This is a genomic window from Permianibacter fluminis (genome assembly GCF_013179735.1).
In the GTDB taxonomy this organism is placed as follows: domain Bacteria; phylum Pseudomonadota; class Gammaproteobacteria; order Enterobacterales; family Permianibacteraceae; genus Permianibacter; species Permianibacter fluminis.
In genome coordinates, this window is sequence record NZ_JABMEG010000001.1 from 280436 (window position 1) to 296053 (window position 15618).

General features: G+C 61.3%; 16 protein-coding genes. 9 read left to right on the forward strand and 7 right to left on the reverse strand.

Annotated features, from left to right (window positions below; all coding sequences use genetic code 11):
- Positions 1–168: 168 nt before the first annotated feature.
- The 3 genes from rpiA to HPT27_RS01250 form a co-directional block, all read right to left on the reverse strand.
- The gene (gene rpiA, locus HPT27_RS01240) at positions 169–822 is read right to left on the reverse strand and encodes a ribose-5-phosphate isomerase RpiA (RefSeq protein ID WP_172237788.1); all 654 of its coding nucleotides are present in this window, start codon (positions 820–822) and stop codon (positions 169–171) included.
- A gap of 118 nt (positions 823–940) precedes the next feature.
- Positions 941–1651, reverse strand: coding sequence for a helix-turn-helix transcriptional regulator (locus HPT27_RS01245; protein WP_172237791.1), 711 nt, complete (start codon positions 1649–1651; stop codon positions 941–943).
- Positions 1652–2668: 1017 nt separating this feature from the next.
- Positions 2669–3847 carry a DesA family fatty acid desaturase gene (locus HPT27_RS01250; RefSeq protein ID WP_211197992.1) on the reverse strand — a complete coding sequence of 393 codons (1179 nt, stop codon included), beginning with the start codon at positions 3845–3847 and terminating at the stop codon, positions 2669–2671.
- A 188-nt stretch (positions 3848–4035) separates the two neighbouring features.
- Between HPT27_RS01250 and HPT27_RS01255 the strand changes: the two genes are divergently transcribed.
- From HPT27_RS01255 to HPT27_RS01280, 6 genes are all read left to right on the forward strand, one after another.
- A complete protein-coding gene (locus HPT27_RS01255) occupies positions 4036–4722 on the forward strand; it encodes an ATP-binding cassette domain-containing protein (RefSeq protein ID WP_172237797.1) in 687 nt (228 codons plus the stop codon).
- A gap of 5 nt (positions 4723–4727) precedes the next feature.
- Positions 4728–6749: a Gldg family protein gene (locus tag HPT27_RS01260; protein WP_172237800.1), complete on the forward strand. Its 2022-nt coding sequence runs from the start codon at positions 4728–4730 to the stop codon at positions 6747–6749.
- 44 nt (positions 6750–6793) lie between these two features.
- Positions 6794–7618: a bifunctional DNA-formamidopyrimidine glycosylase/DNA-(apurinic or apyrimidinic site) lyase gene (gene mutM / locus HPT27_RS01265; RefSeq protein WP_172237803.1), complete on the forward strand. Its 825-nt coding sequence runs from the start codon at positions 6794–6796 to the stop codon at positions 7616–7618.
- Entirely contained in the window at positions 7606–8253 is a 648-nt protein-coding gene (locus tag HPT27_RS01270; protein WP_172237806.1) for a Yip1 family protein, read from the forward strand. The genes mutM and HPT27_RS01270 overlap by 13 nt, the downstream gene beginning before the upstream one ends.
- A 34-nt stretch (positions 8254–8287) precedes the next feature.
- Complete coding sequence (locus tag HPT27_RS01275) at positions 8288–8791, forward strand: TIGR02444 family protein (protein ID WP_172237809.1); 504 nt, start codon at positions 8288–8290, stop codon at positions 8789–8791.
- 205 nt (positions 8792–8996) lie between these two features.
- Positions 8997–9338, forward strand: coding sequence for a hypothetical protein (locus tag HPT27_RS01280; protein ID WP_172237812.1), 342 nt, complete (start codon positions 8997–8999; stop codon positions 9336–9338).
- Between the two features lie 162 nt (positions 9339–9500).
- On the opposite strand, the gene HPT27_RS01285 is transcribed toward HPT27_RS01280, so the two are convergent.
- Positions 9501–10118: a response regulator transcription factor gene (locus tag HPT27_RS01285; protein ID WP_172237815.1), complete on the reverse strand. Its 618-nt coding sequence runs from the start codon at positions 10116–10118 to the stop codon at positions 9501–9503.
- Positions 10115–11377, reverse strand: a complete 1263-nt coding sequence (locus HPT27_RS01290; RefSeq protein WP_172237818.1) for a sensor histidine kinase — start codon at positions 11375–11377, stop codon at positions 10115–10117. The genes HPT27_RS01285 and HPT27_RS01290 overlap by 4 nt, the downstream gene beginning before the upstream one ends.
- Positions 11378–11577: 200 nt before the next feature.
- Here HPT27_RS01290 and HPT27_RS01295 point away from each other — a divergent pair, with 200 nt between their 5' ends.
- A complete protein-coding gene (locus HPT27_RS01295; protein ID WP_211197993.1) occupies positions 11578–12327 on the forward strand; it encodes an FKBP-type peptidyl-prolyl cis-trans isomerase in 750 nt (249 codons plus the stop codon).
- Between the two features lie 35 nt (positions 12328–12362).
- The gene (locus HPT27_RS01300; protein WP_172237824.1) at positions 12363–12716 is read left to right on the forward strand and encodes a DUF962 domain-containing protein; all 354 of its coding nucleotides are present in this window, start codon (positions 12363–12365) and stop codon (positions 12714–12716) included.
- Positions 12717–12791: 75 nt separating this feature from the next.
- On the opposite strand, the gene HPT27_RS01305 is transcribed toward HPT27_RS01300, so the two are convergent.
- Positions 12792–13019, reverse strand: coding sequence for a hypothetical protein (locus tag HPT27_RS01305; RefSeq protein ID WP_172237827.1), 228 nt, complete (start codon positions 13017–13019; stop codon positions 12792–12794).
- Between the two features lie 41 nt (positions 13020–13060).
- Positions 13061–13525: a sigma D regulator gene (gene rsd, locus HPT27_RS01310; RefSeq protein ID WP_172237830.1), complete on the reverse strand. Its 465-nt coding sequence runs from the start codon at positions 13523–13525 to the stop codon at positions 13061–13063.
- A 139-nt stretch (positions 13526–13664) separates the two neighbouring features.
- On the opposite strand from rsd, the gene HPT27_RS01315 reads away from it, so the two are divergent.
- Entirely contained in the window at positions 13665–15572 is a 1908-nt protein-coding gene (locus tag HPT27_RS01315) for a PAS domain-containing sensor histidine kinase (protein WP_172237833.1), read from the forward strand.
- The last annotated feature ends 46 nt before the right edge of the window (positions 15573–15618 follow it).

Sequence of the window (15618 nt, forward strand, 5' to 3'; positions counted from 1 at the left end):
CGCGAACCCTGGCGTCGCGATGCATTCCTTGCTGCCCGCGCCCCGCACGGGAGCGGCTGGCGCAGTGCCGACTCGGTCATGGCGGCAGTATAGCGTCTGGACCTGCGGACCGGGACCTCCGCTCTGCAGGCAATGCGAGTGATGCTGGCAACAACGTTGCCAACGGGTTCAGATCTGCTCGATCTGCTCCGGCCGGGCAATCAGCACGACATCGGCCGGGCGCAGCGCAAACAGGCCGTTGCACACCACACCGGGAATGTTGTTCAGGGTCTGCTCCAGCGCCGCCGGGTTGACGATGTCCAGATGCCAGACATCGAGAATGACATTGCCGTTGTCGGTGACTACGCCTTCGCGATAAACCGGATCGCCACCGAGCTTGACGATTTCGCGCGCCACCAGCGAACGCGCCATCGGGATCACCTCGACCGGCAGCGGAAACTTGCCGAGCTGCGGCACCAGCTTGCTCTGATCGACGATGCAGACAAATTTTGCTGCCGCCTGCGCGACGATTTTCTCGCGGGTCAGGGCCGCGCCGCCGCCCTTGATGAGATGGCGTTTGGCATCGGTTTCATCGGCGCCATCGACATACAGCGGGATCGGGCCGGCGTCGTTCAAGTCCAGCACTTCAACTCCAATCGCCCGCAGTCTGGCCTCGGTCGCTTTTGAGCTCGACACCGCCGCCTTCAGCGGAAACCGGCGTTCGCCGATCAAATCAATAAAGCAGTTGACCGTGCTGCCGGTACCGACCCCCAGGATGCTGTTTTCTTCGACAAAGGCGAGCGCAGCTTCGGCGGCGCGACGTTTCAGGGCGTTCTGGTCCATGGGCGGGGCGGGGGCAAACGGAAGGTGGCGCTATTTTAGCGGCTGGCGCCGCTCAGGGTCGGGGATATTTGTCGGCGCGGCCGATGTTCAAAGCCCGACCAGGCCGGGCCCGGCAGCTTCAGGCTTCGGCCGCCTTGCGGTCGCGCTCCTGCGCTTCCACCGCCCGGAAGAAGTCGCTGAGCGAGCGCCCGGCCACTTCCTGGAAATGGCGCTCGGTCAGCACCAGCGCGTTGATCCGGTCGAGCCGGAAATGGCGAAAATCATTGCGCAGCTCGCACCAGCCGGCCAACGTCCAGGTCCGGCCCCAGCAAAACAGCCCGAGCGGCTCAACCGCCCGCTCGCTGCGCAAACCGTCTTCGCGCTGATAACCGAACTGCACCACCGACTTCTGATTGATGGCCTGACGAAGCTGCTCCAGCACCGCCTGTACCCCGGCGTCGGCGAGAAACTCCGGGACAAACAACCGCGACTTTTCCAGCTCGCGTTTCAGGCCATCCGGCAGCACATGCTCGATTTTTGACAAGGCGTCTTCGGCGCCACGGCCGAGGCCGGCACCGACAAAGGTCTTGACCAGCCGCGCCCCGACCACCAGCGCCTCGATTTCCTCACGACTGAACATCAGCGGCGGCAAATCAAACCCGGCCCGCAGCAGATAACCGACCCCCGCTTCGCCATCGATCGGCACGCCGCTGGCCTGTAGATCGGCGATGTCGCGATAAATCGTCCGCTCCGACACCTCCAGCCGCTCGCCCAGCTGGCGGGCCGTGACGAGCTTGCCCCGGCGCAGCAACTGCACCACGGCAAACAGACGATCAGCGCGACGGGTCATGCGGACAATTCCGGAGTGTTAATGGCCGGTATGGTACACGCAGACGCGCGGGCTGCCTGTGAACAATAACCGGAGTTGCTGACAGGGTTCTGTCAGTTGCAGCGGGTTTGTGATTTGTGGTTTGTCGTTCCCACGCTGGTGGCAATTCTGTACTGCTCATGATTTGGAGTGGGCTCTGCTGGCGAGATTGCCGGGTCTCGGCCCGGCGGCCGAGTGACTTTCTTGGCGCAAGAAAGTCACCAAAGAACATGGCCTGTACTCCTCGCCGCGCGAACAACGCGCGGTACCCTGCGCTGCTCATTCCGTCTGGGGCTTTTCAGACAGCACATCCTTGTGCAGTCTGAAAAGGCTTCGGCTTCCTGCCTCGCCCCTTCACTGCGTTACGGGCTGTTAACCCAGACTGCACTCCGCTGCTCGGCTCGTCAGACGGCGGGGAAAAAAGCAAGGGCACGCTGCGCGCAAAAAAACAGAGCTCAAAAAAAGAAAATGAACCGTCGTTCCCGCGAAGGCGGGAATCCAGCGACTTTGAATCAAGAAGAGACACTGGGTCCTCGTTTCGGCAACTGCTCCTGCGTTGCTCAACCTCCTGCATTCATGCAGTCGTACGCGGGGATGACAAAGAAAAGACCAGACGAAAAATCGAAGCAACCTCAACCAGCTAGATCCCGGGGCCCCCATTCGCGCCAGCCGGCGATTCGGCGTTAGCGGTCGGGTGCGCTGGCAGGGACGCCAGCGCAGTGCTGATAAGGCAGGACGCCGCATCAGCACGTGCCCGAAGCCGATAACGCCGAAGCGACGGGCGGAGTTTCCGAAGCAACGAAACGATTCTGGCGCGTGGGGCGTGTTCTTTTGCTTACTTTTCTTGCACGAGCAAGAAAAGTGAGGCGCCCGCCGGGGCGAGACCCGGCGACCTCCATCGATTGCCAAACCGTGCAGACAATCGAACACAGGGGAGCGACGATTCTTCGACAAAAACAAACGGCCCCAACGGGCCGTTTGTTTTACAACTAGAACAGATTACGCCGCTTGCGGTACTACCCCACGCAACGACCGGGCGAAATCCTGCAACACCCGAATGCCGGTCGCTTCCGCTTCTTCGCACCACTTGCGCAGTGCGGCGACCAGCTCGTCGCGGCTCAGGCTGGCGTTTTGCCAGAGCTGTTGCAGACGCTCGCGGAATTCCTGCACTTTGCGCAGCATTTCGTTTTCGGCCAGCGCTTTTTGCAGCCGTTCTTTGTCGACGCCTTTGAGCAGGCGTTCGTCGCGGAACAGACCGCGGCGGGCGCGCTTGAGCAAGTCGGCCATGGCCGCTTCAGCCTTGGCGCGCTCGGCTTTCCAGATCGGCTTGACTACGTCGCGCGAGTATTGCGCCAGCACTTGATAACGGTTGTTGACGATGGCGGTCAGCGTGGCCATGTCGATGTGTTGCCGGCTGTCTTCACGAACCAGTTTCGGTGCGACCCGATTGACTTTGGCCAGCTTGAGCCAGCCCAGCACTTTCAGATAACCCCAGCCGATATCGAACTCATACCACTTCACCGAAAACTTGGCGCTGGTGCCGAAGGTGTGGTGGTTGTTGTGCAGCTCTTCGCCACCGATGAACAGGCCGAGCGGCAGGATATTGGTCGCGGCATCCGGGCATTCAAAATTGCGGTAACCGTAGTAGTGGCCAACACCGTTGATGACGCCAGCAGCCCAAAACGGGATCCAGACCATCTGGATCGCCCAGATGGTGATGCCGGGCACACCGAACAGCAGCAGGTCGACGACAAACATGATCGCGATGCCGAGATAGTTGTACGGCGTGTACAGCGTGTTCTCGATCCAGTCATTCGGCGTACCGTGACCGTATTTGCGCAGGGTTTCTTCGTTGACCGCTTCTTTTTGGTAGAGCTCGGCGCCTTCGCGCATCACTTTACCGAGGCCCAGCACTTGCGGGCTGTGCGGATCGTCTTCGGTTTCGCAGCGGGCGTGATGCTTGCGATGAATCGCGGCCCAGGCTTTGGTGTTCTGGCCGGTGGTGAGCCAGAGCCAGAGCCGGAAAAAATGGCTGACGATCGGATGCAGGTCGATCGCCTTGTGGGCTTGGCAGCGGTGCAGATACAGCGTGACAGCAGCAATGGTGATTTGAGTCAGGATGAAAGTCGCCAGGATGTAACCACCCAGGCTGAGATCAAGCAAACCGTACATATACAACTCCGGAGGCAGCCGGAACGGCTGCAGCGTGTGCAGGATACGCGGCCGGCACGGACCGAACAAGGAATGCTCCGATCTAAGACCCGGCCGGCAACGCGCTGCAAGCTGGCCGCCGGCCACGCCCGAATTGGCCAGCCAGTCCGGTATAGTTGGCGCCCTCTGTCCTGACAAAAGACGTGCGTACCGCAATGACGGAAACGGTTGTGCCCGGCGCCCAGGCGCCTTCGCCCGATGCGCTCGCAGTGGCCGATCTGGTGCTCCGGCGCGGCGCATTGCGGCTTGGCCCAGTGACGTTTCTGCTGCGACCGGGCGAGAAGCTGGCGCTGCTCGGCCCCAATGGTGGCGGCAAAACCAGCCTGCTGCTGGCGCTGGCTGGCCTGCTGCCGGCGGCCAGTGGCTGGATTTCCCGACCCGCCCGGCTGGCGCTGGCCGGCGACGGGCTGGAACAGCTGACGGAGCTGACCGTACAGGAAAGCCTGGCCGATGCCGCCGCCCTGCATGGCCTGCCGGCCATTGCGGTAAGCGAGGCGCTGGCCGACTGGCAGCTCGCCGGGGTCGCTGCCCGGCCGGTCGGTTCGTTGTCGCTCGGCTTTCGGCAGCGGCTGGGGCTGGCCTTGGCGACGCTGGCCAAGCCGGACGTGCTGCTGCTCGACGAGCCGGGTAATGGCCTCGATCCGGAGCAGCAAGCCCTGCTCAACGACTGGCTCAATCGCGACCGGAACACCGCCGTGATCCTGGTCAGTCACCACATTGAACGCTTGCCGGATTGCATTGAACGGGCGCTGCTGTTGGCGGCGCTCGACAGCGGCACCATCGGCCTGCGTCACGACGGCCCGGTCAGCGCGCTGCCGTCACCGTGGCGGCGGGCCGGCTGATGACCATGACTTCCACTCAATCAGAAAACCATGACACCGGTCATTCAGAAAACCGTGACACCGGCATCGGCCGCGAACTGCTTCGGCTGCTGCGGCAACCGCTGGTGCTGGCGGCGCTGTTGCTGCAGGCACTGAGTGCAACCTGGCTGCTGCGCGGCCAGCTCGACAACTATCTGGCGCTGCAAGCCGGTGGCGTGCGCAATCTGTCGGTCGGCAATGATTTGCTGACGCCGGTGCTCGGCGTGCTGGCGGCGTTGCTGCTGTTGACTGCACCACTGCTCGCCGCAGCCATGCGCTCGGCACTGCAGGCACCGTATCGGCGCTTGTCGGCTGCCCGCAATGCTCGCTGGTTGTTGCCGACCTTGCTGGTCGGCAGCGGCCTGTTGCTCGCCGTTCCGGTTTTGCTGTTGCTGCAATTGGCCTTGCTCAAATTCGCCAGTGCGCTGTCGCTGTGGCTGCTGTGCAGTGCCGGCCTCGGTTTGCTGCTGCTCGGACTCAGTTTGCTCTGGCTCAGTCTCTGGCTGGCGCTGCAGGTACGGGCACTGGCTGCCGCCTTGGCGCTCGGTTATCTGGCCATGGCGCTCGTCGCCGCGCTCGAATTGCAAACGCTGCTGCCTACGCCGCTCGGTCTGTTTCGCAGCTTTCGCGACGGCGCCATTGCCGCTGCCGGCACGCTGTTTTATCTGCTGCTGTTGCTGGCGCTGTGGCGCCTGCTGATCGCCAGCCGTTACGCCCGCGTGGCGCGCTCGTCGCGCCTGCTCACACTGCTGCTGCTCGGCCTCGCCGTTGGCGCCAGCTGGCTGCCGTGGCGGTGGCAACCACAAAGCGAAGCCACATTGAGCCCCGCAGAACAAATTTCTTTGCAATCTCTACCTAATTTCGATCGCCTGCTAGCAGTCAGTGCCGATCCAGAACGACGGCGTGACTATATCGCGGCGTTACAGATCCTGAAGGTTTACCATTCCAAACTCGAAGTCGGAGGAGTTCACCCCGACGAACTAACCGCGGCGGAACGCGACACCTTGCCCGGTCGCGAAGGGCTACTGATAAGCGTAGCCGGGCAATCGGCTTGGCTGAAATTGCCGACGTCCGATCTCGCTCGAAAAGCCGCTACTTGGCTCGTCCGTTTGCAACGGCGGAGCGACCAATTTTTGGTTTTTTTAGAAGGTCATGGTGAGCGCAGATTGTTTGGCAACAGTCCTCGTGATTTCGCCACGCTAAAGCAACTTCTTGGCAACCAAGGTATTCGCGCATTGTCACTGCAACTTCAGGCAGGCTCGAGTATTCCCGACAACACCAGCGCGTTAGTGCTGGCCTCGCCGACCAGCGCTTATCTGCCGGACGAGCTGCGCGCCATAGGCCAGTATCTGGATCGCGGCGGCGCCCTGCTCTGGTTACGCGAACCCGACGAACCGACTGGCTTTGCCCCGCTGGAGCAGGCACTCGGCGTCAGTCGCGTGCCCGGCACCGTGCTGGATTTGGCCGGCGTGCAACGTGGCAGCCCGCATCCGGCCATTGCGCTGGTGGATCATTACCCCGCGCATCCGGCACTGAAAGGCGTCACCAGTCTGACGGCGCTGCCGTGGGCGGCGGCGCTGCAATTTACCCCGAGCAATGGCTTCACCGGCCAGGCCATTCTGAGCAGCAGCAGCGACAGCGTAATCGTCAGCGATGCCAATCAAACCAGCGTGCCGCTCGATGCTCCGCGCGGCGCGTTTACGCTTGGGCTTGCCTTGCAGCGCGAACTCGGTCCGAAGCACCAGCGTGTGGTTGTGATCGGTGACGGTCACTTTGCCGCGGATACCGCCATCAACAATTACGGCAATGCCTCGCTGGCGGTGGCGCTGCTGCAATGGCTGGCGTTTGGTGAAGATGCCATTGCCGCAACCGATGATCGCGCCGCCGACGCCGATCTGTTGCTGCCGCCCGCGTTGTTGCAGTGGTATCGCGTTGGCCTGCCGGTATTGCTGCCGCTGCTATTGCTGCTCGGGCTCGGCATTTATCAATGGCGCTGGCGTCGCCAGTGAGCAAACCCATTTTCCCGGCCGCATTGCATTCATGAGTCAACGGCATGCCTGAATTACCGGAAGTCGAAACCACCCGGCGCGGGCTCGAACCGCACGTGGTTGGACAAACAATCGAACGCCTGTTGGTGCGCGAAGCGCGCCTGCGTTGGCCGGTCGAGCCAAACCTGCCGCGGCAACTGAAAAACCGCGTCGTGCAGGCACTGGAGCGGCGCGCCAAGTATTTGTTGTTTCAATTCGAACACGGCACCGTGATCAGCCATCTCGGCATGTCCGGTTCGTGGCGGGTGATCACCGACGTCGCCAATTCCGAACACGAATACCGCACGCATGATCATCTGGCGCTGCTGCTCGGCAGCGGCGATGAGCTGCGCTATCACGATCCGCGCCGGTTCGGCTGTTTCTTGTTCACCAAGAAAATGGCGGAGCACCCGCTCATCACCGAGCTCGGCCCGGAGCCGCTTGGCGATGAGTTTGACGGCGATTATCTGTTTACCTTGTCACGCGGCCGCAAGGCACCGATCAAAAGTTTTCTGATGGACAATCATGTCGTGGTTGGCGTCGGCAACATCTACGCGCAGGAAGCATTGTTCCGCGCCGGCATCCATCCGCTGCGGCAAGCCGGCCGGGTCGGCCGCGAGCGCTATCTGGTGCTGGCCGAAGTGATTCGGGAAATTCTCAGCTACGCCATCAGCCGCGGCGGAACTACGCTGCGCGATTTTCTCAACAGCGATGGTGAGCCCGGCTACTTTGCCCAGGAACTGAATGTTTACGGCCGCGCCGGTGAACGTTGCCACGCCTGTGGTAGCGTGATCAAAGAAGCGCGCCTCGCCAATCGCACAACCGGTTATTGCCCACAATGTCAGACCTGAACACCGAACAACCCGGCACGACCGGACCGTCCGCACCTGACGCGCCGCCGCTGTCAATCTGGCGCGACATGTGGCTGAAACCACGCGCTGTCTTAAGGCAAGAAATTGGCCGGCCGCCGCGCCTGTCGCAATGGCTGCCGGCGATCCTGGCCGGCATCGCCGCGGTGTTGGAAACGTTTGCCCTGGCGCAATCCGGGACTCTGCCGACAACCGTGCCGACCATGCCCGCCACCGGCTTGCAAGGCCTGCTGACCATGGCGCTGCTGCTCGGTCCCTTATCCGGTTTGCTGCATGTGTTCATCATGGCGTTTCTGCTGCGCCAACTCGGCCGCTGGTTTGGCGGCACGGTGACCCCGAGCGCGATGCGTCGTGGCATCAGTCTGGCGCTGGTACCCATGGCCTACAGCTTGCTGCTGGTGGTGCTGGAAATGCTCTGGCGCGAGCCGGGTGTCGACAGCCTGCTGATCCGCATCAGCACCGGCATACGTACCGTGTTGAACGTCTGGTTTTTATTGCTGCTGGTCATGACCGTGTCGGAATTGCAGCAATTGCCCCTGCGCCGCGCGATACTGACCGTCGGCAGCGCGCTATTGCTGCTGCTGAGCCTGTTCCTGTTGTTGCGCGGACCGCTTTGATGCGATCGCGCCCGTTACCGGATAACACCCGTTCATGAAACCGAATGAACCCACCGCCAGCGAAGCGTTCTGGCAGTTCTCGCTGTCGTTCTACTGCCTCAACGGCGTCGAACAGGCGCTGCTGATGCTGCAGGACACCTATGGCCTGGATATCAACTGCCTGCTCTACGCCTACTGGCATGGCAGCAGCGGTCGCGGCGCCATTGGCAAGCTGGAATGGCAGGCGCTGCAAGCCAGCATCGGCGGCCTTGGCGATCACGTCGGTGAATTGCGCGCACTGCGCAAGGAAGCCAAGCTGCTGGCCATACCGGCTTACTATCAAGCCTTGAAAGATGCTGAACTCGCCGGCGAGAAAGCGATTCAACAACGGCTGGCGCAGCAGGCGCGCCAGATCAACAAACAATCCGATCGCTTGGCCGCCATCCAGAAATCCCTGACCGCGTATCTGGAAATGGCGCACCGGGTCATGCCGCCCGCTACCACTCAGTTGCTGGAAGCGCTGGCGCAGCAGGCGGTGCAGATGGATGGCGCTGGCTGAACCAGACTCGTGTCAGGTTCCAAGTGGCGGGTTCAAAATAGCCTCGCAGCAAACAAACTGGCAATCGTCACGTTGGTTGTAGCGCAATACGAACAAACAAAAGTGACCCAGACAACGGAACCGTAAGCGCGCGGTTTGCTCCAAGCCAGCCCAATGCGTTTGCCGGTGTTGCCGCTGGCAACCGCATAGTTGCCGGAGCTTGCGTTTGCGTCATTTCACTCTGCTGTTGTTGGCGCTTGCCGCCGTCACCGGTTGTGGCCGGTCGCCACGCCCGTTTCATCCTGCCTCGGTTTATCAGCCACCGGAAGCTGCTCCGGCCTGTACCGATCTCGGTTGTCCACTTGGCTATGTCGCGGCGCCACCGGTACTGACGGTGGGTGAGGAATTGCAGCGCGAATTCGAGCGCTGTCTGGCCAGCAGCGCCAGCGCCGATTGCGCCCACGAAGCGTTTGCCGCGGTGCGAAAAAGTCAGGGTCTGGACAAAAAAGCGCCGACCGGCACTGTCACGGTGCGCAAGCAACATGACGGCAACGCCGACTCGCAATAAGTGTTGATTAAAAATATCGGTCAGCGTGGGCGCAGCATGATTTCTGTGCTCGGTTTGAGCCAGGCGTGCTGTTATATGTCATGCCTGCTGTGATGAATCAATGCGCGCTGTCATGCGTCAGGCACGACGTTATGAGTCAGGTACGCTGTAATGAGTCAGGTACTACAGCCAGCCTTTGTCGCGTGCCAGTCGTGCCGCATCGGTACGGTTACGGGCGCCAAGTTTGCTGATGGCTTCCGACAGATAGTTTCTGACCGTACCTTCCGACAACGACAAGGTGCGGGCGATATCGGCACTGGCTTGGCCGTCGCCAGCCAACCTCAGCACCACGCGCTCACGTTCGGTCAGTGGATCCGGTTCATCCCAGGCTGCCGCGGCCAAACTGGGATCGATGGCGCGGCCGCCGCGCTGGACATTGCGGATGGCCGTGCCGAGTTGTTCGGCTGGCGCATCTTTCAGCAAATAGCCGCGCACACCGGAGTCGAGTGCGCGCCGCAAAAAACCGCTGCGGGCAAACGTGGTCAGAATCACCACCCGCATCGCCGGCCAGCGTTCGCGGGCGCGAATCGCCAGATCCAGACCGCTGTCGGCACCGAGTTCGATATCGGTGAGCAGAATGTCGGGCAGCGTGCCGGTTGCTGCCCACTCGCTAAGCAAGGCTTCGGCTGCCGGCACGCTGGCCACCGCAGCGACGATTTCAATGTCCGCTTCCAGCGCCAGTAACGCGGCCAGTGCGCCGCGCACCATGGCCTGATCTTCCACCAGCAACACCCGGATCATGGCGCGGGCTCCGCGCCAGCTGACGATGCCGTACTGTGATTCGGTGTTGTTGCCAGTGGCATCGTCTGGCTTTGTGATTGGTTTGCTGAGTTGTCTTGTGAGTGGGCGTGCGAATGGTTCTGCGTATTGGCTTGCGTGGCGACAGCTTGAGCCAGATCTGTTTGAGCAGACTGCGGCGTCATCGGAATTCGCACCCGCACACAGTGGCCATCACCGCTGGCAAATTCAAACTCGCCGTTCAGCGTGATGATCCGTTCGCGCATACCGCGCAGGCCGTTGCCTTCATTGCCGGCGCGCTGGCTGCCGTCATCCTGAATGCTGAGTTCGAGGTAACGGTCGGCGCGGTACAGGCGGATGGCGCAGTGCTGGGCGCGGGCATGGCGGATGACATTGGTCACCGCTTCGCGCAGGACAAAACTGAGTACATTCTCGATTGCCGGTGGCAGCGTCAGATCCTGCACTTGTATCTGTTGCTCAATGCCGACGACTTGAAGCGCCTGCGCCACCCGTTTCAATTCCTGTTGCAAACCACTGCCGCGGTAGCCGGTGACGGCGTCGCGCACTTCTTGCAGCGCATCGCGGGCGGCGGTTTCGATATCGCGGATTTCGGCTTTGGCATGGTCCGGATTGCGCGCCAGCAATTTGCCGGCGAGTTCGGCCTTCAGCGTGATCAGACTGAGCGTGTGACCGAGCAGATCGTGCAGATCGCGGGCGATGCGTTCGCGTTCGGCAAGGCCGGCAAGGTATTCGATTTCTTCCTGTTGACGCAGCAGCCGTTCGCGGCCACGGCGATTGTTGGCTTCGAACACATTGATGAAGCCGATCACGGCCGTCATCGCCAGCCCCGGTGCCCAGACCCAGATCGGCGGTTGCCGCAGCCAGGACCAGACCGCCAACACCAGCAGCACCAGCAACACATGGCGGAGGCCTTGCCGGGTTTCGTGGTAATTGACCGACAGCGATGCCGCATAGATGAACAGGGTCGGCGCGCCGGGGTTCCATTCGGCGGCCAGAAAGCCCAGCGCCATCATCAGCGCGGTCGGCACTGGCAGCCATCGGCTCGGCAAGCGCCAGCTGATCAGATAGGCCGGCAAAAATACCGCCAGCACGGCCAAATCTCGACTGAGCAACGCCCAGTCGAATGGTCGGAAAATGTGATGGAAGAACAGGAACAGGGCATAAACCAGATAGAGCCAGGGCGCGATGCCCCGCTCTTTCGGCGGCCGCAACCACGCCCATACCGTCTGCCTTGCCACCATTGCGCCTGCTCCCTGTCGGTCGTACCGGCCGGCAGTATCGCCGAAGCCGGCGCCAAGCGGCAGGGGCATGGATGGCGCAGAAATGGCCAGTTCTGCACAGTCTCAGGCTGGCGGTCGCCGACCGGCCCTAGTAGCATGGCCGCCGAGCCGCGTAGGCGGACCTACCGAATTCTTTGCGTCAGGAGTCTTTTGTGAACCGTATGTTGATTGCCGGCGTTGCGCTGGCGGCTGTGATTGCCGGTGCCGGCTATTACGCCATTCAAGCCGGCGGTAAAGCTGCCGAATCCACTTCCTCTTCGGCTGCTGCTGGCACTTTCACCAGCAATGCTGACCGCGCGATGTACGGTTTCGGCCTGCAAGTCGGCAACCAGATCCGCGGCAACATGGAAAATGTCCGCGCCATGGGCGCCACGCTGAATAACGACGCGCTGGCCGCCGGTTTCCGCGACGGTCTGGCCGACAAGCCGGGTCTGACCTCGGAAGAAATCAACGCTGCTGAAACCGCTTTCCGCGGCGAGCTGGAAGCGTTGGCCAAAGCCGAACACGAGAAGAAAAAGACCGAGTCGGATGCCTTCCTGACCGCCAAAGCAGGCGAAGCTGGCTGGACCAAAACCGAATCGGGCCTGCTGTACAAAGTCGTGACCGAAGGTGATGGCAAAACCAAGCCGACCAAGGCTGACACCGTGGTCGTGCACTACACCGGCACGCTGGTCGACGGCAAGAAATTCGACAGCTCGGTGGACCGCGGTCAACCGGCCGAATTCGGCGTTGGCCAGGTGATCCCGGGTTGGACCGAAGCGCTGCAGCTGATGAGCAAAGGCGCCAAGTATCAACTGGTGATCCCGTCGAACCTCGCTTATGGCGAAGCCGGTGCCGGCCAAACCATTCCGCCGAACGCGGTGCTGCTGTTTGACGTCGAACTGCTCGACATCAAAACCGCTGGCAAATAAGTTCTGACGAAACCCGCATTCCGGGCTGGCCACAAATGACCCCGAAAGGATTGCAAACGTTTGCCGAGTTCTGGCCGTACTATCTGGCCGAGCATCGCTTGCCGTCCTGCCGGGCACTGCATTATGTCGGCACCACAGCGGCAACGCTGGGCCTGATCATCCTGCTGATGCTCGGCCTGTATTCGTGGTTGTGGCTGGTACTGATCCTCGGCTACGGCCCGGCCTGGATCGCGCATTTCGGCATCGAGAAAAACCGGCCGGCAACGTTCACCTACCCGCGCTGGTCCCTGATTGCCGATTACAAGATGTTCGGGCTGTTTCTGTCTGGCGGTTTGCAAGCCGAAATGGACAAACACAAGCACATCATCTTTTCGCCGCCGGGGCGCTGAACGTATTGCAATAAAAAGGGCCGTCACTGACGGCCCTTTTTTATGTACTGCGTTATTCGAATGCCGGCGGTTTAATCATTGCTGTCGTTTAGCCTTGCCTGCCGCGCGCCAAGAAAAGTAGATCAAAACTGCGCCCAATAGTGCTGCAATTATCCCCTCAATATAGGCACCCAATGGGTGCCCAAATATCATGAAGACATCAAGCTGCGGTGGAAACCCCGGAAACCATTTGGCCGTTATGAAGCTGTAGCCAGCACCAACGAGTAGATACACGCCGAAGAGTGGAAACCAAATATCAGACATTGAACGCTTATCGTCCTGCTTGTTCAACGCTGAGCTTGATCTCACGCCGCCAAATCCTCATCGCCAAACAGCAGCGCCAGCAATTCATCTTCCAGCTCGAACCGGCCAGCCAGAGCAACGCCCAGCGCGGCCAGATCGGCATCGAGATGCTGGATCATTAGCTCGTCTTCGGCATCGGCGTAGCGATCATTGAAGGCCAGCGCCAGATCAGTACTGGCGGTGAGTTGCGGATAGCGGCTTTTGACTTCGGCTTCCGCTTCCGGGCTGGTGCGCTCGGCCTGCTGCAGCAGCTCCTGGTAGATTTCGAAATGACCGGCTGAGACATAATCGACCAGCACATTGCAGAACTCGGCGATGGCGCTGCGGCTCGGCAGGGCAACCTGACCACTGGTCAACTGCAGATAACTCACCAGCAGACCCTTGCGGTTTTCCAACCAGCGGTCAACCGCTTCAAAACGACCAGCAAACCGGCTCTGGGTGGCTTCGGCTTTTTTCAACATTGCCATGGCGGCGTGTCTCCCCACACACATCTAGGCTTCCAGCCCTTTGACCCGATGTTACACACCTGAATCGATGCCCGGTAGCTCTGGCGGCAGTGGTCAGCGCTGAGTTACGCTTAATCGATCTCGCCAGCCTGCGTATGCCATGACGCCATTCGGCCTGCCGTCCCGACGCTTTCTGCCTCGCCAACTGTATCTGCTGCTCAGCGCCGCGGTCGTCACCGTGCTCGGCACGCTGGCGCTGGTGCTGCTCTGGTGGCATCCGCAGACCAGCCGCACACAGCCCTGGGAATTCTGGGTTTCCATCATCGGCGCACTGGGCGTGGTGGTGCTGCTGCTGCTGGCGCTGCTGCGGGTTCGCCGCGGCCAGGCCATGCTGCACAGCCTGGAGCGCAATTTTCTCGAGTTCATGGACGCGGCCGCGGACATGATGGTGATCAGCACGCTCGACGGCCAGATCATCGACGTCAACCGGCGCACCTGCGAACTGCTCGGCTACAAGCGCGAAGAGCTGCTGAACCGGACGCTGTGGGACGTTGATATCGATTGCTATTTGCGTCAGCACCCGCATACCCGTTACTACCTCGAACGCGGTCGCACCATCAGTTACGACACCTGGTATCGCGCCGCGGATGGTCGTCGGGTGCCGGTTGAGTCGCGCGCCCGTAAAGCCTGGTGGCGCGATCAACCTTGTCTGATCGAACTGGTGCGCGACATCACTGCGCGCAAACAGGCCGACGATGCCCTGCTCGAATCGAAAGCCGCCGTCGAGCGCGCCCGCAACCTGCTCGAAACCCGCATGCTGGAACGCACCGAGGAATTGCAGCGACGGATTATCGAACGCAATCTGGCCGAAAAACGCGCCCGCGAATTGTCGACACTGCTGTCCGACATCATCGATTGCATGCCCTCGGTGATCATCACCGTCGATGCCCAGCGCCGGGTCACCCAATGGAACCAGCAGGCAACGCAATTGACCGGCATCGACGCCAGTCAGGCCAACGGAAAATCGCTGAAAATTTTGCTGCCGCAATTCGATGCCCAAATCGACAGCCTGACCGAAGCCAGCCGCTACGGTCAGCAGCAGCACGCCACCCGCATGCATGCACGACTGAACGATCTGCCGTATCTGTTTGACGTGGTGGTGTATCCGCTGCAGTCGCGCGGTCGCGGCGTCGTGATCCGGGTCGATGACATCACCGAACGGGTGCGCATGGAACAGACGCTGGTGCAGTCGGAAAAGATGCTGTCGCTCGGCGGTCTGGCCGCTGGCATGGCGCACGAGATCAACAATCCGCTCGGCGCCATTTTGCAAAGCGCGCAGAACATCGAGCGTCGCATTGCGCTCGACTGGCCGCGCAATGCCGAGCTCGCCAAACAGCTCGGCAGCAATATCAGCATCATTCACCAGTATCTGGAAAAACAGCGAATTCCGGATTTTCTGACCGGTATCCGGGAAGCGGGCGAACGCGCCGCCGCCATTGTTTCCGACATGCTGTCGTTTGCCCGGCCCGGCACCGGCGAGTTGGTGCCGATTGATCTGGCTGCCGCAATGGACGCTGCGGTGCGTTTGGCCGCCACCGATTACAACCAGAAAAAGAAATTCGATTTCCGCCGCATCCGGGTCCAGCGCGATTACGAACCGAACCTGCCGCGCGTGCGCGCCCAGCGCAATCAGCTGGAGCAGGTTTTTCTGAACCTGCTGACCAATGCCGCGCAGGCATTGAGCACCACCAATGATCCGCAAATCCATCTGCGCCTGTACCGGCTGGCCGGCCGCGGCGTGGTCGAGGTGCGCGACAATGGCTCCGGTATGGAAGAGACCGTGCGCAAGCGGGTGTTCGAACCGTTTTTCACCACCAAAGATGAAGGCAGCGGCACCGGCCTCGGTTTGTCGGTGTCGTATTTTCTGGTCACCGACCAGTTGCACGGCCAAATGGAAGTGGAATCCAACCTCGGCAGCGGCAGCGTGTTCCGCATTCTTTTGCCATTTGCCGACAGCTATCCCGATGCGCTGCCGGGCCCGTCAAACCAGATCGAGTTGCCACTCTGAGTGCTGGCCGATTCAAACGGCGGTAGCATCCGGTTCAAAAAAAATC